This window comes from Cupriavidus sp. WS (assembly GCF_000395345.1).
GTDB lineage: Bacteria > Pseudomonadota > Gammaproteobacteria > Burkholderiales > Burkholderiaceae > Cupriavidus > Cupriavidus basilensis_B.
Window position 1 is genome coordinate 1 of sequence record NZ_AQPL01000500.1, and the last position, 16961, is coordinate 16961.

Below are 16961 nucleotides of genomic sequence, written 5' to 3' on the forward strand. Positions count from 1 at the left end.
CCCGGCAGCACGCCGATCAGGGTGCCCAGCACGCAGCCGAGGAAGGCGTAGGCGAGGTTTTGCAGGGTCAGGGCGGTCGAGAAGCCCAGGCCCAGGTTGGCGATTAGTTCCATATGGCCGTCTCCTTAACCTGCCAAGAATGCCGGCCACACCGGCATCTGAAGATTGATGCCGTAGACGAAGGCGCCCACGCTGATCAGCACCAGCACGATGGCGTTGAGCACCGCGCCCTTCCAGCTGAATTCATGGCTGGCCATCGAGGACACCAGCACCAGCACCAGCACCGACAGCACCATGCCGAGCGGCTTGAGCAGCAGGCCGAACAGCACCACCGAACCCAGGATCCACAGCAGCGTCTTGATGTCCCAGCGGGCCAGCTGGTCCTCTTCCGTCTTGGAAGACAGCGAGCTCCACAGCACCAGCGCGCCCAGCAGGGCGAGCACGACGCCGAGCCAGAACGGGAAGTATCCCGGTCCCATCTTTGCCGCGGTCCCCATGGAATAGCCGCGTGCGACCCAGGAAAAGCCGAATCCGACCAGGATGAACATCAGGCCGGAGGCAAAGTCCTTTTGGCTACGTATGCGCAAAATGATTCTCCTCGATATATCTGCTTGAAATCCGGGCGGCTGGCGCATGCTGCGTCGCACAAAAACGATGGGCGAAAGCCGGGCTGCCACAGGCAGGGAGGAAAGTAAGGGGAATACCTTTCAGTTACCTTTCGGATGTCTTGTGAAATGGTCAATCTGCGGGTATCTCCCTAGGAGACATATGAAGGGGCGCCGGCGGGCCTCGCGTCGGGCCTTGCGCGGGGCCGCGCGGTAGGGCCATCGGGGCGCTGCGCTATCATCGTCCGCTGCCCCTGCCGTGGCGCGCCCGTCCGTGGCGTGTGGGCAATGCGGCACCGCACTAAAAAGGAAAGCCGCTTTGGAAAGCATCGACCATGTCATCCTGATCGGCGCCGTCGTGATGTCCCTGGGCATTGTGGTGGGCGCCTTCTCGGCGCGCCTCGGCGTGCCGTTCCTGCTGGTCTTCCTGTCGGTGGGCATGCTGGCCGGCGTCGACGGCCCGGGCGGCATCCGCTTTTCCAATACCTGGCTGAGTTTCCTGGTCGGCAACCTGGCGCTGGCGGTGATCCTGCTCGACGGCGGCCTGCGCACGCGGCTGGCCACGTTCCGCGTGGCGCTCCGGCCGTCGCTGTCGCTGGCCACCGTGGGCGTGCTGGTGACCACCGGCACGGTGGGACTGTTCGCGGCCTGGATGCTGGAGATCGACTGGAAGCTGGGCCTGCTGCTGGGCGCCATCGTCGGCTCCACCGACGCCGCGGCGGTGTTCTCGCTGCTCAATACCAGCGGCATCCGCCTCAAGGAGCGCGTGGCCAGCGTGCTGGAGATCGAGTCGGGCATCAACGACCCGATGGCGATCTTCCTGACCCTCACGCTGATCGAATGGATCGGCGCGCCGGCCGGGCTGAGCGCGGGCGCGCTGGCGTGGCGGCTGGTGGTGCAGTTCGGCGTGGGCGGCCTGCTGGGCGCGGGGCTGGGCTACTGCCTGGCCAATGTGATGGAGCGCATCCGCGTGGCCGAGGGCCTGCAGGCCATCCTGCTGTGCTCGGGCGGGGCGATGGTGTTCGCCATCGTGCAGAGCGCCGGCGGCAGCGGCTTCCTGGCGGTCTACCTGACCGGCATCCTGGTCGGCAACCGCGACCGCGCGGTCAGCGCCGACACCATGCGCGCGATGGACGGCATGGCGTGGCTGTCGCAGTCGGCGATGTTCCTGCTGCTGGGCCTGCTGGTGGCGCCGCACCGGATCTGGGAAGTGGCCGGGCCCGCCGCGGCGGTGGCGGTGTTCCTGATGCTGGTGGCGCGCCCGGCCGCGGTCTGGCTGGCGCTGCTGCCGTTCCGCTTCAGCGCGCGCGAGAAGGGCTTCGTGGCGTGGATGGGCCTGCGCGGCGCGGTGCCGATCGTGCTGGCGCTGTTCCCGCTGCTGCAAGGTTTGCCCGAATCGGGCCTGCTGTTCCGGGTGGCCTTCGCGGTGGTGCTGGCCAGCCTGCTGCTCCAGGGCACCACGGTGAAGTTCGCGGCGCGCCTGGCCCGCGTGCTGCGGCCCGCCTACCCCGAGCCGCTGGCGCGCGCGCGCCTGCACGGCACGCATGCGCCGGCGCTCGAAGTGATGCAGTTCGCGGTGCAGGCCGGCTCGCCGGCCGAGCACCTGCGCGCCGACCAGCTCGAATTGCCGCCGCGCTGCCGCCTGCTCACGGTGGTGCGCGAACGGGCGCTGGCGGCGCCGGAGCAGACCGTGCTGCGCGCCGGCGACGCGGTTTCCATCCTGGCGCCGGGCACCAGCGTGCCGACGCTGGCGCTGCTGTTCCACAAGCCGGCCCCGGCGCCGGCCTGGGGCAAGGCCAGCCACGATTTCCTGCTGAGCGGCGAGGCCATGCTGCGCGACGTGGCGGGACTGTACGGCACGCGCGACCTGACCGCCGCGCAGGCGGCCATGACGCTGGAGGCCGCCATGCAGGCGACGTTCACGTCGCCGCCGGTGGAGGGGGATACGGTGGAGATCGGCGGCCTGGCGCTGACCGTGACGCGCATGGACGGCCCGCGCATCATCCAGGTCGGGCTGCTGCTGCCGCGCGCGGCGCGCGGCGCGGTGGCGCAGCAGGACTGAGCGCGCCGCCCGGGCGCGTTCCATCCACCTTCAGTCCACGCTTAGTCCACCTTGGCGCCGGACGCCTTGACGATCTGCGCGTACTTCCTGAGCTCGCGCTGCACCAGCGCGCCGAACTGCTCCGGCGTGCCCGGTGCCGGCTGCGCGCCGATGCGCGCCAGGCGGGCCTTCATGTCGTCGGTCTTGAGGATGGCCACGATGTCGTGGTTGAGCCGCTCGACGATCTCGCGCGGCGTATTGGCCGGCGCGAACACGCCGAACCACGTGGAGATGTCGAAGCCTTCCAGCCCCAGGCCCTTGCCGGCCTCGGCAATGGTCGGCAGCTCCGGGAAGGTGGCCGCGCGCGCCGCGGTGGTCACGGCGAACGCCTTGAGCTTGCCGGCCTTGATGTTGGCCGCGGCCGAGGCGAGGTTGTCGAAGATCATGTCGGTCTGGCCGGACAGCACCGACAACTGCGCCGGCGCGGCGCCGTTGTACGGGATATGGACCATGCTGACCCGGGCCATGCTCTTGAACAGCTCGCCCGACAGGTGGCCCGCGCTGCCGTTGCCGCCCGAGGCGTAGTCGAGCTTGCCCGGATTCCTGCGCGCGTATTCGACCAGCTCGCGCAGGCTGGTGATGTGCAGGGCGGCGGCCTTGCCGGGGTGCATCACCAGCACGTTGGGCACGTCGGCCACCAGCGTGACGGGGCTGAAGTCCTTGACCGGGTCGTACGGCATCCTGGCGAACAGCGTCGGGTTGATGGCATGCGTGGCCACCGCGCCCATCACGATGGTGTAGCCGTCGGCCGGCTGCCGGGCGACGTAGTCGGCGCCGAGGTTGCCGCCGGCGCCGGGACGGTTCTCCACCACCACGGGCTGGCCCAGGCTGTCCTTGAGCTTGTCGCCGATGGCGCGCGCCACGGTGTCGAGCGGACCGCCCGCCGGGTAGGGCACGACGAACTTGAGCGGCTTGGCGGGATAGGCCGGCGCGGCCGCGGCCGGCATCGCGCCCGGGATGGCGAGGGCGCCGGCGGCCAGCAGCGCCGCGGCGCATCGTTGCTTGAACAGGGAAAAGCGCATGGGTTGGCGTGGTACGGAGGAAAGTGGCTTACCGCATGCCGATGCCGCGCGCCATCATGACCGCGCACAGCGGCAGCAGGATCAGCAGGTGCGCCTCGATCATGACCCAGCGGCGCGCTGTCTTCAGGTCCGCCGCGTCGGGCACGAAGTCCGGCTGCGCACCGGCCTGCAGGCGCCAGCGGCGGATGGCGAAGGTGGGCGGCAGCGAGCACAGCGCGATCACCACGAACACCGTCATCTTGGCGTGGAACCACGGGTTGTGCAGGTAGAACTGCACGCCCTTGGCGCCGAAGAACAGGCGCAGCAGGCCGCTGGCCAGCACCGCCACGGCGGACAGGAAATAGACCAGGTCGTAGATCGACAGCCGCCGCAGCGTGGCCGGCGTGATGCCGGGGCGCAGCACCACTGCCTCGGCGGTCATCAGCGCGATCAGCAGGAAGATGAAGGTGAAGTGCAGGAAGGCCAGCAGGGCGTCGGTCAGCATCCAAACTCCTCTCGTGGGTGGGCAGGCGCCGGCCGGCGGCGCGCGGGTCAGGTCTCTTGCGCGTGCTTGCTTGCCGCGGCCCGCCGCATCACAGCACGCCCTTCGCGCGCAGCGCGGCGATCTGCTCCGCGCCGTAGCCGAGCATGTCCGCCAGCACGGCGTCGGTGTGCTCGCCCAGCAGCGGCGGGTGGCGCACGGCCTCGGGCGGGGTGGCGCTCATCTTGATCGGGCTGCCGACCAGCTTGACCTCGCCGGCGCTCGGGTGCGGCAGGTCCACGCGCAGGCCGCGCGCCTTGACCTGGGCATCCTCGAACACGTCGTCCAGCGTGTTGATCGGGCCGCACGGCACGCCGGCGGCTTCCAGGTCCAGGATCCACTGCGCGCGCGTGCGCGGCCTGACCATCTCGGCCAGGATCGGCACCAGCACGTCGCGCTGGGCCACGCGCTGCGGGTTGGTGGCGAAGCGCGCGTCGTCGGCCAGTTCGGGCCGCCCGCCCGCGGTGACGAACTTGCGGAACTGGCCGTCGTTGCCCACCGCCACGATGATCCAGCCGTCGGCGGCCTGGAAGGTCTGGTAGGGGACGATGTTCGGGTGGGCATTGCCCCAGCGCCTGGGCGCCACGCCGCTGGCCAGGTAGTTGGTGTTCATGTTGGCCAGCATGGCGACCTGCACGTCGAGCAGGGCCATGTCGATGTACTGGCCCTCTCCGGTGCGCTCGCGGTGCGCCAGCGCCGCCAGCACGGCGATGGTGGCGTACTGGCCGGTCATCAGGTCGGAGATGGCCACGCCGGCCTTCTGCGGGCCGCCGCCGGGCAGGTCGTCGCGCTCGCCGGTCAGGCTCATGAAGCCGCCCATGCCCTGGATGATGAAGTCGTAGCCGGGGCGCGCCGCGTAGGGGCCGGTCTGGCCGAAGCCGGTCACGGAGCAGTAGATCAGGTCGGGCTTGACCGCCTTGAGCGACGCGTAGTCCAGGCCGTACTTCCTGAGCTGGCCGACCTTGTAGTTCTCCAGCACCACGTCGCTCTGCGCGGCCAGCGCGCGCACCACGTCCTGGCCTTCCGGCGTGCTGATGTCGCAGGTCACGGAGCGCTTGTTGCGGTTGGCGGCCAGGTAGTAGGCGGCTTCGGCGGTGTCGCGGCCGTCGGCGTCCTGCAGCCAGGGCGGGCCCCAGGTGCGGGTGTCGTCGCCGGCGCCGGGGCGCTCGATCTTGATCACGTCGGCGCCGAAGTCGGCAAGGTTCTGGGCGCACCACGGCCCGGCGAGAACGCGGGTCAGGTCGAGGACGCGGAGGTGGCTTAAGGCTCCCATTGGGTTGGATGCGGTTCCGGAAGGGGTGGGCAGGAGAAGGCCGGGCGGCCCCCGCCGCCGGGTTCCCGCGGGCAGCGGGGGGCGGCGTTCGAGGGCAATCTCGGGGCAACCGGGAGCGGCGGGCAGCCGGCCCCGGGGCGGCCGGCCGGGACAGCCAGCACTTTACCACCGGCACGCCGCCGGAGGCACATCGCGCCGTGCCGCGCCGCACCCGGGGCCGCCCGCTCCGCGAAAGCCCCGGCGCCGCGCCGCGGGGGCAGGCTTCCCCGTATAATCAATGGTTTGCAAATCCACACTGACCGACAGCGACCTGCCACGCCGCGGGACGCCCTGCCCAGAACATGAAAGTCTCCGACATCCGCAGCAAGTTCCTGCAGTACTTCGAATCGAAGGGCCATACCGTGGTCCGCTCGTCCAGCCTGGTGCCGGGGAACGATCCGACGCTGCTGTTCACCAACTCCGGCATGGTGCAGTTCAAGGACGTGTTCCTCGGCACCGACAAGCGCCCGTACACGCGCGCCACGTCGTCGCAGCGCTCGGTGCGCGCCGGCGGCAAGCACAACGACCTGGAGAACGTGGGCTACACCGCGCGCCACCACACGTTCTTCGAGATGCTCGGCAACTTCTCGTTCGGCGACTATTTCAAGCGCGAAGCCATCCAGTACGCGTGGGAGCTGCTGACCAAGGTCTACCACCTGCCGGCGGAGAAGCTGTGGGTCACGGTGTACGCGGAAGACGACGAAGCCTACGATATCTGGTCCAGGGAAGTGGGCGTGCCGGCCGAGCGCATCGTGCGCATCGGCGACAACAAGGGCGCGCGCTACGCCTCGGACAACTTCTGGCAGATGGCCGACACCGGCCCGTGCGGCCCGTGCTCGGAAATCTTCTACGACCACGGCCCGGAAGTGTGGGGCGGCCCGCCGGGATCGCCCGAGGAAGACGGCGACCGCTACATCGAGATCTGGAACCTGGTGTTCATGCAGTTCAACCGCGACGAGCAGGGCAACATGCCGCGCCTGCCCAAGCCCTGCGTCGACACCGGCATGGGCCTGGAGCGCATCGCCGCGGTGCTGCAGCACGTGCACAGCAACTATGAGATCGACCTGTTCCAGGCGCTCATCAAGGCCGCCGCGCGCGAGACCGGCACCAGCGACCTGAACAACAACTCGCTCAAGGTCATCGCCGACCACATCCGCGCCTGCTCGTTCCTGATCGTCGACGGCGTGATCCCCGGCAACGAAGGCCGCGGCTACGTGCTGCGCCGCATCGTGCGCCGCGCCATCCGCCACGGCTACAAGCTGGGCCGCAAGACCCCGTTCTTCCACAAGCTGGTGCCGGACCTGGTGGCGCAGATGGGCCAGGCCTACCCCGAGCTGGCCGAGGCCGAGTCGCGCGTGACCGAGGTGCTCAAGGCCGAGGAAGAGCGCTTCTTCGAGACCATCGAGAACGGCATGGCCATCCTCGACGCCGCGCTGGCCGACGTGAAGGCCAAGGGCGGTACCGTGCTCGACGGCGAACTCGCGTTCAAGCTGCACGACACCTTCGGCTTCCCGCTCGACCTGACGCAGGACGTGTGCCGCGAGCAGGAACTGACGGTGGACGAAGCCGCCTTCGACGCGGCCATGAACCGCCAGCGCGAGCAGGCCCGCGCCGCCGGCAAGTTCAAGATGGCCGCCGGCCTCGAATACCACGGCGACAAGACCACCTTCCACGGCTACGAGAAGCTGGGCGTGGACGGCGCGAAGATCACCGCGCTGTACGTGGACGGCGCCGCCGTCGACACCATGCAGCCTGGCCAGACCGGCGTGGTGGTGCTCGACAACACCCCGTTCTACGCCGAGTCCGGCGGCCAGGCCGGCGACCAGGGCGAACTGCGCGCCGGCGCGGCCGTGTTCAGCGTGGCCGACACCACCAAGGTGCAGGCCGACGTGTTCGGCCACCAGGGCACGCTGGCCGGCGGCGCGCTCAAGGTCGGCGACAGCGTGAGCGCGCAGGTCGACGCGGCGCGCCGCGCGCGCACCATGCGCAACCACTCGGCCACCCACCTGATGCACAAGGCGCTGCGCGAGGTGCTGGGCACCCACGTGCAGCAGAAGGGCTCGCTGGTGGATGCCGACAAGACCCGCTTCGACTTCTCGCACAACGCGCCGATGAGCGACGAGCAGATCCGCCGCGTCGAGGAGATCGTCAACGCCGAGATCCTGCAGAACGCCGCCACCGGCGCCGAGGTCATGCCGTTCGACGATGCCGTCAAGAGCGGCGCGATGGCGCTGTTCGGCGAGAAGTACGCCGACGACGTGCGCGTGTTGTCGATCGGCAGCTCGAAGGAACTGTGCGGCGGCACCCACGTGGCGCGCACCGGCGACATCGGCCTGTTCAAGATCGTGATGGAAGGCGGCGTGGCCGCCGGCATCCGCCGCGTCGAAGCCATCACCGGCGACAACGCGCTGCACTACCTGCAGGCGCTCGACGCCAAGCTCAACGAAGCCGCCGCCGCGCTCAAGGCCCAGCCGTCCGAGCTGGTGCCGCGCATCGGCCAGGTGCAGGAGCAGGTGCGCGCGCTGGAGAAGGAACTCGAGCGCCTCAAGAGCAAGCTGGCCGCCTCGCAGGGCGACGAGCTGGCCGCGCAGGCCATCGACGTCAAGGGCATCAAGGTGCTGGCCGCCCAGCTCGACGGCGCCGACGTCAAGACGCTGCGCGAGACGATGGACAAGCTCAAGGACAAGCTCGGCAGCGCGGCCATCGTGCTGGGTGCCGTGGCCGACGGCAAGGTCAGCCTGATCGCCGGCGTGACGGCGGACGCGACGGGCCGCGTCAAGGCCGGCGAACTGGTCAACTTCGTCGCCCAGCAGGTCGGCGGCAAGGGCGGCGGCCGTCCCGACATGGCGCAGGCCGGCGGCACCGAGCCGGCCAATTTGCCCAAGGCCCTGGCCGGCGTGGGCGAGTGGGTGGCGGCGAAGGTCTGAGGTTCCAAAGGCGCCGATCGTCCGATCGGTTCGCCCCCCTCTCCCGCTTGCGGGGTCGGAGGGGGGGGAGGGTCAGCGCCGGCGAATGCCGCCGTGCCGGAAAAGACCGTCGGCTCCGTTCATTGCTTCGGGCAGTTCCCCAAAGGCGCTTCGGCGCCTTTTTTCATGTCCCTTGCTACGTTTCCCGGCTGAGTTTGCCCATCAGCGTCAGGATGTCGATCGGCAGCGGAAACACGATGGTCGAGCTCTTGTCGCCGGCGATCTGCGTGAGCGTCTGCAGGTAGCGCAACTGCATCGCCTGCGGCTCGCGCGCCAGCATCTGCGCGGCTTCGAGCAGCTTGACCGAGGCCTGCAGCTCGCCCTCGGCGTGGATCACCTTGGCGCGCCGCTCGCGCTCGGCCTCGGCCTGGCGCGCGATGGCGCGGATCATGGTCTCGTTGAGGTCGACGTGCTTGATCTCCACGTTCGAGACCTTGATGCCCCAGCTGTCGGTCTGGGCGTCGAGCGCTTTCTGGATGTCGATGTTGAGCTGCTCGCGCTCGGCCAGCATCTCGTCGAGCTCGTGCTTGCCCAGCACCGAGCGCAGCGTGGTCTGCGCGAGCTGGCTGGTGGCCTCGAGGAAGTTGGCCACCTGGATGATGGCGCGCTCGGGGTCGATCACGCGGAAGTACACCACCGCGTTGACCTTGACCGAGACGTTGTCGCGCGAGATCACGTCCTGCGGCGGCACGTCCATCACCACCGTGCGCAGGTCCACGCGCACCATCTGCTGCACGGCCGGGATCAGGATCACCAGCCCGGGGCCTTTCACCTTCCAGAAGCGCCCGAGCATGAACACCACGCCGCGCTCGTATTCGCGCAGCACGCGGATCGACGAGACGATGAGCAGGGCGATGAGGAAGACCAGACCGCCCGCGCTGAATCCGAATGCCATGATCATGCTCCTCGAGTGGATGGGTGGATGGCGGCCGGCGCGTTGGCCGCATCTTGGACGGGACCTTCGGCCGCATCCTCGGCGGCATCGAGCGCGCGCACTTCCAGCAGCAGCCCGTGGCGCCCGATCACGCGCACGCGCTGGCCGGGCGCGAGCGGCAGCGCGCCGTGCACGCGCCAGCGCTCGCCGCGCACCTCGGCCCAGCCGTCCTGGCGCGCGCCGTCGCGCAGCTCCAGCATCACGCCGGGCAGGCCGAGCATGGCGTCGCCGCCGCTGACGGTGGGCAGGCGCCGCGCGCGCCACAGCAGCGTCCAGACGGCCAGCAGGAAGGCGGCGCTCGCCAGTGCCAGCGCGCCGATCAGCCACAGCGGGATGCCGAAGCCGGGCACGTCGGTGTCGATCAGCATCACCGCGCCGAACACGAAGGCGATGATGCCGCCCACGCCGAGCGCGCCGAAGGTGGGCAGGAACAGCTCCGCCACCATGCAGCCCACGCCCAGCGCGATCAGGCCCAGCCCGGCGTAGCTGACCGGCAGCATCTGCAGCGCGAACAGCGCCAGCAGCAGGCAGATCGCGCCGGCCACGCCGGGCAGCACCATGCCCGGCGTGGAGAACTCGAAGATCAGGCCGTAGATGCCGATCATCATCAGGATCAGCGCCACGCTCGGCTCGGTGATGACCGCCAGGAAGCGGCTGCGCCAGTCCGGCTCCAGCATCTGCACCGGCGCCTGCGCGGTGTGCAGCACGCGCTCCACGCCGGCGGCCTGCACGCGCCGGCCGTCGAGCACGCGCAGCAGCGCCGGCAGGTCCGGCGCGAGCAGGTCGGCCACGCGCTGGGCCACGGCTTCGCTGGCCGACAGGCTGACCGCCTCGCGCACCGCGCGCTCGCCCCATTCGGCATTGCGCCCGCGCAGTTGCGCCAGGCCGCGGATGTAGGCCGAGGCATCGTGCATCTGCTTGCGCTCCATCGTGTCCTGCGGCGGGGCGCCGGCGGGCGCCGAGGCGGGCGTGGCTTCCGGCTTCTGCGCGCCGCCGGGGCCGCCAATGCCGATCTGCACCGGGCTGGCCGCGCCCAGGTTGGTGCCCGGCGCCATCGCGGCGATGTGGCTGGCGTAGAGGATGTAGGTGCCGGCGCTGGCCGCGCGCGCGCCGCCCGGGTAGACGTAGCCGGCCACCGGCACCGGCGAGGCCAGGATGGCCTGGATGATCTCGCGCATCGACAGGTCCAGCCCGCCGGGCGTGTCCATTTCCAGCACGATCAGTTGCGCGCCGCCGTCGCGGGCATGCGCCATGCCGCGCACGATGAAGCTGGCGCTGGCCGGGCCGACCGCGCCCTTGAGCGGGATCACCACGACCGGCGCGGCCGGCGCTGCCGGCGGAGCCGCCGGGGCAGCAAAGGCGATGGCGGCGAGGACAGTGGCAAAGACGGCAGCCAGGCCGGGCCGGCTGGCGGCGGCAAGCCATCGCAAGAGCATCGGAGCACGCATCATGGCAAGGGCGCCGGCACAGTGAGTGCAAGCGCGGCGCCACTTCCAGTGTAGGCGAACGGCCACATCCTGCCGGGAACACCGCGCTGGTCCGCGCCGGCCGGCGGCCCGCGGGTGGCGTTCAGGCCGCCGCGGCCAGCCGGACCCGCTCGGCCAGCGCCGTCAGCGCCGTGTTCGCCATCGCCGGATGCCAGGCCAGCAGCGTGTCGGCCTTGCCCGCCGCGCCCATCGGATGCAGGCTGATGCGGGGCAGGTCGCGGTACAGGGCAAGTACCGAGCGCGGCACGATGGCCACGCCGATGCCGGCCGCCGCGCAGGCGATGATGGCGTGATAGGAGCCCAGCTCCAGCACCCGGCGCGGCGGGCTGTCGCCGGCGGCCAGCCAGGTCTCCAGCCGCATGCGGTAATGGCAGCCCGGCTCGAAGGCCAGCATGGTGCGGCTTTCCAGGTCGGCCGCGCCGCGGATGGGCGGGTGGTGCTCGCGCGCGACCAGCACCAGTTCCTCGCGGAAGGCCGGCAGCGACGCCAGCGCGGGATCGTCGAGCGGCTCCGCCACGAAGGCGCAGTCCACCTCGAAGCGGCCCAGCGCCTGCAGCGCCTGGCGCGTGGGCAGCGTCACCAGCTCGAGCTGCACCTCGGGCCAGGTCTGGTGGTAGGCGGCCAGCAGCGCGGGCAGGCGGCTGGCCGCCGTGCTTTCCATCGAGGCGATGCGCAGGCGTCCCTGCGGCTTGGCGGGCAGCACGGCCTGGCGCGCTTCCTCGGCCAGGTCCAGCACGCGCCGCGCGTAGTCGAACAGGGTCTGCCCGGCCGGCGTCAGCACCATGCGCTTGCCGTCGCGCAGGAACAGCGCCACGCCGAGCGAGTCCTCGAGCTGGCGGATGCGGGTGGTGACGTTGGACTGCACGCGGTGCAGGCGCGCCGCGGCGCGCGTGACGCCGCCTTCCTCGACCACGGAGCGGAAGATTTCCAGGGATGCCAGGTCCATTGCGATGCCTTTGCCAGGGTTGCCGCCGGCGTGCCGCGTGCCTTGCCGGCCAGCGCCGCCGGTCCACGCCATCTTCCATCTCGCTGGAAGATCATTGTGTTCTCGATTATTCATTTTTCAGCGGCGTCCCGGCAGCGTAGCATGCGGCGATGGATTCCACATTCCCGACCCGCGGCGCCCGCGCGCCCGGCTTTCGCCTCGTCTTCCGCCTCGTCTTCCGCTCCCCGCGAGGCGCCGGCTGATGGGCAGCGCCGACCACCCGCTCGACGCCGCGCTGGCGCCCGCGCGCGCGCAGCCCGGCACCTGGACCGTGGCGCTGGCCGGGCTGGCCGCGCTGGGCGTGGCGATGGGCATCGGCCGCTTTGCCTTCACGCCGTTGCTGCCGATGATGCTGCATGACGGCAGCGTCACGCTGGGCGAGGGCGGCTGGCTGGCCACGCTGAACTACCTCGGTTATTTCGCCGGCGCCGCGGCCTGCCTGTTCATGCGCCCGGAGCCGGCGCGCATGGTCCGGCTGGGGCTGGCCGCCACCGTGCTGCTGACGCTGGGCATGGCCGCGCCCGGCGGCATGGCGGCGTGGGGCCTGTGGCGCGCCGCCGCCGGCGTGGCCAGCGCGCTGGTGATGGTCTACGGCACGGCGTGGTGCATGCACCGGCTGGCCGAGCTGGGCCGCGCGCCGCTGGGCGGCCTGATCTTCTGCGGCCCGGGCATCGGCATCGTCTTCACCGGGGTGTCGGCGTTCGGCATGGTCGGCGCCGGCTGGCGGGCCGGCTGGGCCTGGCTGGCCTTCGGCGTGCTGGGCGCCGCTTTGGTCGCGGCGGTCTGGCAGGTGTTCCGGCCCGCGCCGCGCGCCGCCACCGGTTCAGCCACGGCGGCAGCGGCGGCCACGGCCGCCATGCCGCGGCTCGACCGCGCGGCCTGGCTGCTGACGCTGGCCTACGGCCTGGCCGGCTTCGGCTACATCATCACCGCCACCTTTCTGCCGGTGATCGCGCGCCAGGCCATGCCCGGCTCGGTCTGGGCCGACCTGTTCTGGCCCATCTTCGGCGCCGGCGTGACGATCGGCGCCCTGGCCGCGTCGCGCGTGGGCGCCGAGCGCGACAACCGCAAGCTGCTGGCCTTCACCTACGCCATGCAGGCCGCGGGCGTGGCGATCGCGGTGGCGTGGCCCACGGTGGCGGGTTTCGCGCTGAGCAGCCTGCTGGCGGGGCTGCCGTTCAACGCGCTGGTGGCGTTCGCCATGCGCGAGGCCCGGCGGCTGTGGGGCGGGCAGGCGCAGCGCCTGATGGGGCTGATGACGGCCAGCTACGGGCTGGGCCAGATCGTCGGGCCGCCGCTGGCCACCGCGCTGGTGGCGCGCACCGGCGGCTTTGCCGCCTCGCTGTGCTGCGCCGCCGCGGCGCTGCTGCTGGGCGGCGCGATGTTCGCCTGGATGGCGCGCGCGCCGGCGCGCTAGCCGCGCGCGGGGCCGCGCCTGACGGCGCCACGGGCTTGCGCTACAGTATCGCCTTCGCTGCGCCGCGCCGCCGCCCGCACGGGCGCGCCGCGCGCGTGGCGCAGGAGCCGATCCCCATGTCATTCGCCTTGCAGCCCGCCCGCGCCGCGGGCGCCACCCAGCCCGCCACGCCGCTCGAGGCGCGCCTGCGCGCCGACCTGGCGGCGGCCTACCGCCTGTGCGCGCTGCAGGGCTGGGACGACCTGATCTACACGCATATCTCCGCCGCCGTGCCGGGCGAGCCGGACCACTTCCTGATCAACCCGTTCGGCTTCGCCTTCGACGAGATCCGCGCCAGCGACCTGGTCAAGATCAACGGCCGCGGCGAGGTGGTGGGCGCCAGCGCGCACCCGGTCAACGTCACCGGCTTCGCGCTGCATGGCGCGGTGCACGCCGCGCGGTCCGACGCGGTGTGCGTGATGCACCTGCACAACACCGCCGGCGTGGCGGTGTCGGCCCAGGCGCGCGGCCTGCTGGCGCTGTCGCAGCACGCCATGCGCTTCCACGGCCGGCTGGCCTACCACGACTACGAGGGACTGGCCTTCTCGCCGGCCGAGGGCGCCCGCCTGACCGCTTCGCTCGGCGGGCAGCCGGCCATGCTGCTGCGCAACCACGGCACCCTGACGGTGGGCCGCACCGTGGCCGAGGCCTACGTGCTGATGGCCACGCTGATCAAGGCCTGCGAGATCCAGATCGCCGCCCAGGCCGGCGGCGAGGTCGTGCAGCCGGCGCCCGCGGTGGCCGCGCATGCCGCCGCGCAGCTCGACGACGGCGGCGCGCTGGAAGGCGAGCTGGAATGGCCGTCGCTGCTGCGCAAACTCGATAGAATCGATGCTTCTTACCGCGACTGACGCGCCCCCGCGCGCCGCTCCCGGCCTCATCAAGACCCCCGGAACACAGGAACCCACGCCATGCCGACTTACCACGTAGAACTCTTCGAAGGCCGCTCGATCGAGCAAAAGCGCAAGCTGGTCGAGGAAGTCACCCGCGTCACCTGCGAAACGCTGGGCTGCTCGGCCTCGGCGGTGGACATCGTCATCACCGAGGTCAAGCGCGAGAACTGGGCCACCGGCGGCGAACTGTGGGCCGACAAGAAGTAGGCGCCGGCCGGCCCCCGCGGCGCCCGCCGCGCTGATACCGCACGCATTCCACTCATCACGGATTCCCCTTTCATGCAGCATTTCGCCTCCGACAACTACGCCGGCTTCTGTCCGGAATCGCTCAAGTATTTCCTCGAAGCCAACGGCAGCGGCCACGAGCAGGCCTATGGCGACGACTCCTGGACCCAGAAGGTCTGCGACCGCATCCGCGACCTGTTCCAGACCGATTGCGAAGTCTTCTTCGTCTTCAACGGCACCGCGGCGAACTCGCTGGCGCTGTCGGCGCTGTGCCAGTCCTACCACTCGGTGATCTGCCACGAGCTGGCGCACATCGAGACCGACGAATGCGGCGGCCCGGAATTCTTCTCCAACGGCTCCAAGCTGCTGACCGCGCCGGGCCCCAACGGCAAGCTCACGCCGGACGCGGTGGAGGCGCTGGTCACGCGCCGCTCCGACATCCACTATCCCAAGCCCAAGGTGGTGTCGCTGACGCAGTCGACCGAGGTCGGCACGGTGTACACGGTGGAGGAGGTGCGCGCCATCGCCGCCATCGCCAAGCGTCGCCAGTTGCGCGTGCACATGGACGGCGCGCGCTTCGCCAACGCGGTGGCCTCGCTGGGCGTGCATCCGTCCGAGATCACCTGGCGCGCCGGCGTCGACGTGCTGTGCTTCGGCGGCACCAAGAACGGCCTGCCGGTGGGCGAGGCGGTGGTGTTCTTCGACCGCAAGCTGGCCGAGGACTTCGCCTACCGCGTCAAGCAGGCCGGCCAGCTGGCCTCCAAGATGCGCTTCATCTCGGCGCCGTGGCTGGGCCTGCTGGAGAACGACGTGTGGCTGGCCAACGCGCGCCACGCCAACGCGATGGCGCAGCTGCTGCACGAGCGCATCGCCACCATCCCGGGCGTGCGCATCATGTTCCCTACCGAGTCCAACGCGGTCTTCGCCGAACTGCCGCTGACGGCCATCGAGGCGCTGCGCGCCAAGGGCTGGCGCTTCTACACCTTCATCGGCGCGGGCGGCTGCCGCTTCATGTGCGCGTGGGACCTGCAGCCGGAAACCGTGGAGGCGCTGGCCGCCGACATGCGCGTGGCCTGCGCCGCCTGAGCGCGCCCGGGTGCGTCCCGGGCGCGGCGCCGGCGGGCAAGCAGGAGGCAACACCGGCATCGTGGCAAGCCGACGGGCCGGCAGACAGACAACAAGGCCGGCAAGGCCGAAAGACAAGGAGCTCCGCAATGTCCTACTACCGATACTGCCCCCAATGCGGCTCGCCGCTGGAAGTGCTGCCGCATTCCGGCCGCGAGCGCGATGCCTGCGTCCAGCCCGACTGCGGCTTCGTCCACTGGAACAACCCGCTGCCGGTGCTGGCCGCGGTGGTCGAGTACGAAGGCAAGCTGCTGCTGGCGCGCAACGCCGCCTGGCCCGAGAAGATGTTCGCCCTGGTGACGGGTTTCCTCGAACGCGACGAAACGCCCGAGCAGGGCGTGGCGCGCGAGCTCAAGGAGGAGACCAACCTGGACGCGCACGCGGTGTCGCTGATCGGCGTGTACGAGTTCATGCGCAAGAACGAGCTGATCATCGCCTACCACGTGCAGGCCAGCGGCACCGTCTCGCTGTCGGAAGAACTGGCCGACTACAAGCTGGTCGCGCCCGGCGACATGCGCATCTGGTCCGCCGGCACCGGCTTCGCGGTGGCCGACTGGCTGGCCTCGCGCGGCTACCCGGTGCGCTTCTTCGACCGCAACACCGGCGAGGACATCCCCGATCCGCGCCGCCGCGATGCGTTCGACCTGACCGGCGCTTCGCTACAATACAGGCCATAAATACCCAGAACCAAGGAAGAGCGGAATGGAGTTCCAGAAAGAAGTGGACGCGCGGGGCCTGAACTGCCCGCTGCCGATCCTGCGTACCAAGAAGGCGCTGGCCGACATGGCCAGCGGCGATGTGCTCAAGGTGCTGGCCACCGATCCGGGGGCGACGCGTGATTTTCAGGCGTTCGCCAAGCAGACGGGCAATGAGTTGCTGTCGCATCAGGAGGTGGATAAGGTGTTTGTTTTTTATATGCGGAGGCGGTGAGGGATTTGGGTTTGAGGGGGCTTTAAAGTCAAAGGCTTAACTTCAAAATCAACGGCTTAAAGTCAACATCAAAGTCAAAGGCTTTCGCTCCTCCGGAGCGACTTACTTTCTTTTGTCCGAAAAGAAAGTAAGCCAAGAAAGCGGACTGCCTGGCCGGCAGGGGCAGAAACGTTGGGGTTTCTAGTGTTTCTGGTTTCGTGGTGGGGTCTGTGGTTCTGCCGGGGTTCTGCCGGTACCGGTTTTGGTGGCCACGCTCTCTCGGGTGGTGTTCGATTCGTGGTAGCGCTGCATGATGGCGTAGGCCCGGGCCCTTCGGGCTGCTGCCGCGACCGGGGCGGATGGGTGCGATGTCTCGATCGGTACTGGATTCGTGGTGGGCGCGGTGGCCCCGGCTTGAAAC

15 protein-coding genes are annotated in these 16961 nt (G+C 70.3%); 8 read left to right on the forward strand and 7 right to left on the reverse strand.

Going from position 1 to position 16961, the window contains the following annotated elements:
- Nucleotides 1–125: 125 nt before the first annotated feature.
- Nucleotides 126–587: a tripartite tricarboxylate transporter TctB family protein gene (locus tag K206_RS0132680; protein ID WP_029044352.1), complete on the reverse strand. Its 462-nt coding sequence runs from the start codon at nucleotides 585–587 to the stop codon at nucleotides 126–128.
- Nucleotides 588–924: 337 nt separating this feature from the next.
- Between K206_RS0132680 and K206_RS0132685 the strand changes: the two genes are divergently transcribed.
- On the forward strand, nucleotides 925–2667 hold the full coding sequence (locus K206_RS0132685) for a potassium/proton antiporter (RefSeq protein WP_020206513.1): 1743 nt from the start codon (nucleotides 925–927) through the stop codon (nucleotides 2665–2667).
- 41 nt (nucleotides 2668–2708) lie between these two features.
- On the opposite strand, the gene K206_RS0132690 is transcribed toward K206_RS0132685, so the two are convergent.
- The 3 genes from K206_RS0132690 to K206_RS0132700 form a co-directional block, all read right to left on the reverse strand.
- On the reverse strand, nucleotides 2709–3728 hold the full coding sequence (locus K206_RS0132690; RefSeq protein WP_020206514.1) for a tripartite tricarboxylate transporter substrate-binding protein: 1020 nt from the start codon (nucleotides 3726–3728) through the stop codon (nucleotides 2709–2711).
- A gap of 28 nt (nucleotides 3729–3756) precedes the next feature.
- Nucleotides 3757–4212 carry a DUF2214 family protein gene (locus tag K206_RS0132695; protein ID WP_020206515.1) on the reverse strand — a complete coding sequence of 152 codons (456 nt, stop codon included), beginning with the start codon at nucleotides 4210–4212 and terminating at the stop codon, nucleotides 3757–3759.
- An 88-nt stretch (nucleotides 4213–4300) separates the two neighbouring features.
- On the reverse strand, nucleotides 4301–5521 hold the full coding sequence (locus K206_RS0132700; protein ID WP_020206516.1) for a CaiB/BaiF CoA-transferase family protein: 1221 nt from the start codon (nucleotides 5519–5521) through the stop codon (nucleotides 4301–4303).
- Between the two features lie 341 nt (nucleotides 5522–5862).
- On the opposite strand from K206_RS0132700, the gene alaS reads away from it, so the two are divergent.
- Nucleotides 5863–8487, forward strand: coding sequence for an alanine--tRNA ligase (alaS, locus tag K206_RS0132705; RefSeq protein WP_020206517.1), 2625 nt, complete (start codon nucleotides 5863–5865; stop codon nucleotides 8485–8487).
- A 175-nt stretch (nucleotides 8488–8662) separates the two neighbouring features.
- Here alaS and K206_RS0132710 read toward each other — a convergent pair whose 3' ends face one another.
- The 3 genes from K206_RS0132710 to K206_RS0132720 all read right to left on the reverse strand — a co-directional run bounded on the left by K206_RS0132710 (nucleotide 8663) and on the right by K206_RS0132720 (nucleotide 11893).
- Nucleotides 8663–9421: a slipin family protein gene (locus K206_RS0132710; protein ID WP_029044354.1), complete on the reverse strand. Its 759-nt coding sequence runs from the start codon at nucleotides 9419–9421 to the stop codon at nucleotides 8663–8665.
- Between the two features lie 2 nt (nucleotides 9422–9423).
- Nucleotides 9424–10896: a nodulation protein NfeD gene (locus tag K206_RS0132715; RefSeq protein ID WP_020206519.1), complete on the reverse strand. Its 1473-nt coding sequence runs from the start codon at nucleotides 10894–10896 to the stop codon at nucleotides 9424–9426.
- 133 nt (nucleotides 10897–11029) lie between these two features.
- Entirely contained in the window at nucleotides 11030–11893 is an 864-nt protein-coding gene (locus K206_RS0132720) for a LysR substrate-binding domain-containing protein (RefSeq protein ID WP_020206520.1), read from the reverse strand.
- Nucleotides 11894–12134: 241 nt separating this feature from the next.
- Here K206_RS0132720 and K206_RS0132725 point away from each other — a divergent pair, with 241 nt between their 5' ends.
- The 6 genes from K206_RS0132725 (at nucleotide 12135) to K206_RS0132750 (ending at nucleotide 16561) form a co-directional block, all read left to right on the forward strand.
- Entirely contained in the window at nucleotides 12135–13349 is a 1215-nt protein-coding gene (locus tag K206_RS0132725; protein WP_020206521.1) for a YbfB/YjiJ family MFS transporter, read from the forward strand.
- A 116-nt stretch (nucleotides 13350–13465) separates the two neighbouring features.
- Complete coding sequence (locus tag K206_RS0132730) at nucleotides 13466–14239, forward strand: class II aldolase/adducin family protein (RefSeq protein ID WP_029044355.1); 774 nt, start codon at nucleotides 13466–13468, stop codon at nucleotides 14237–14239.
- A gap of 60 nt (nucleotides 14240–14299) precedes the next feature.
- Nucleotides 14300–14488, forward strand: a complete 189-nt coding sequence (locus K206_RS0132735; protein WP_020206523.1) for a 4-oxalocrotonate tautomerase — start codon at nucleotides 14300–14302, stop codon at nucleotides 14486–14488.
- A gap of 72 nt (nucleotides 14489–14560) precedes the next feature.
- A complete protein-coding gene (locus K206_RS0132740) occupies nucleotides 14561–15592 on the forward strand; it encodes a low specificity L-threonine aldolase (RefSeq protein ID WP_020206524.1) in 1032 nt (343 codons plus the stop codon).
- Nucleotides 15593–15720: 128 nt separating this feature from the next.
- Entirely contained in the window at nucleotides 15721–16308 is a 588-nt protein-coding gene (locus K206_RS0132745) for an NUDIX hydrolase (RefSeq protein ID WP_020206525.1), read from the forward strand.
- Nucleotides 16309–16333: 25 nt separating this feature from the next.
- Complete coding sequence (locus K206_RS0132750) at nucleotides 16334–16561, forward strand: sulfurtransferase TusA family protein (protein WP_011297045.1); 228 nt, start codon at nucleotides 16334–16336, stop codon at nucleotides 16559–16561.
- Nucleotides 16562–16961 lie beyond the last annotated feature (400 nt).

Excerpts from the sequence above, each read along its gene's own strand:
- K206_RS0132690 (WP_020206514.1), bottom strand. The coding sequence starts at position 3,728 with ATGCGCTTTTCCCTGTTCAAGCAACGATGCGCCGCGGCGCTGCTGGCC.
- K206_RS0132695 (WP_020206515.1), bottom strand. The coding sequence starts at position 4,212 with ATGCTGACCGACGCCCTGCTGGCCTTCCTGCACTTCACCTTCATCTTC.
- K206_RS0132700 (WP_020206516.1), bottom strand. The coding sequence starts at position 5,521 with ATGGGAGCCTTAAGCCACCTCCGCGTCCTCGACCTGACCCGCGTTCTC.
- alaS (WP_020206517.1), top strand. The coding sequence starts at position 5,863 with ATGAAAGTCTCCGACATCCGCAGCAAGTTCCTGCAGTACTTCGAATCG.
- K206_RS0132710 (WP_029044354.1), bottom strand. The coding sequence starts at position 9,421 with ATGGCATTCGGATTCAGCGCGGGCGGTCTGGTCTTCCTCATCGCCCTG.
- K206_RS0132715 (WP_020206519.1), bottom strand. The coding sequence starts at position 10,896 with ATGCTCTTGCGATGGCTTGCCGCCGCCAGCCGGCCCGGCCTGGCTGCC.
- K206_RS0132720 (WP_020206520.1), bottom strand. The coding sequence starts at position 11,893 with ATGGACCTGGCATCCCTGGAAATCTTCCGCTCCGTGGTCGAGGAAGGC.
- K206_RS0132725 (WP_020206521.1), top strand. The coding sequence starts at position 12,135 with ATGGGCAGCGCCGACCACCCGCTCGACGCCGCGCTGGCGCCCGCGCGC.
- K206_RS0132730 (WP_029044355.1), top strand. The coding sequence starts at position 13,466 with ATGTCATTCGCCTTGCAGCCCGCCCGCGCCGCGGGCGCCACCCAGCCC.
- K206_RS0132735 (WP_020206523.1), top strand. The coding sequence starts at position 14,300 with ATGCCGACTTACCACGTAGAACTCTTCGAAGGCCGCTCGATCGAGCAA.
- K206_RS0132740 (WP_020206524.1), top strand. The coding sequence starts at position 14,561 with ATGCAGCATTTCGCCTCCGACAACTACGCCGGCTTCTGTCCGGAATCG.
- K206_RS0132745 (WP_020206525.1), top strand. The coding sequence starts at position 15,721 with ATGTCCTACTACCGATACTGCCCCCAATGCGGCTCGCCGCTGGAAGTG.
- K206_RS0132750 (WP_011297045.1), top strand. The coding sequence starts at position 16,334 with ATGGAGTTCCAGAAAGAAGTGGACGCGCGGGGCCTGAACTGCCCGCTG.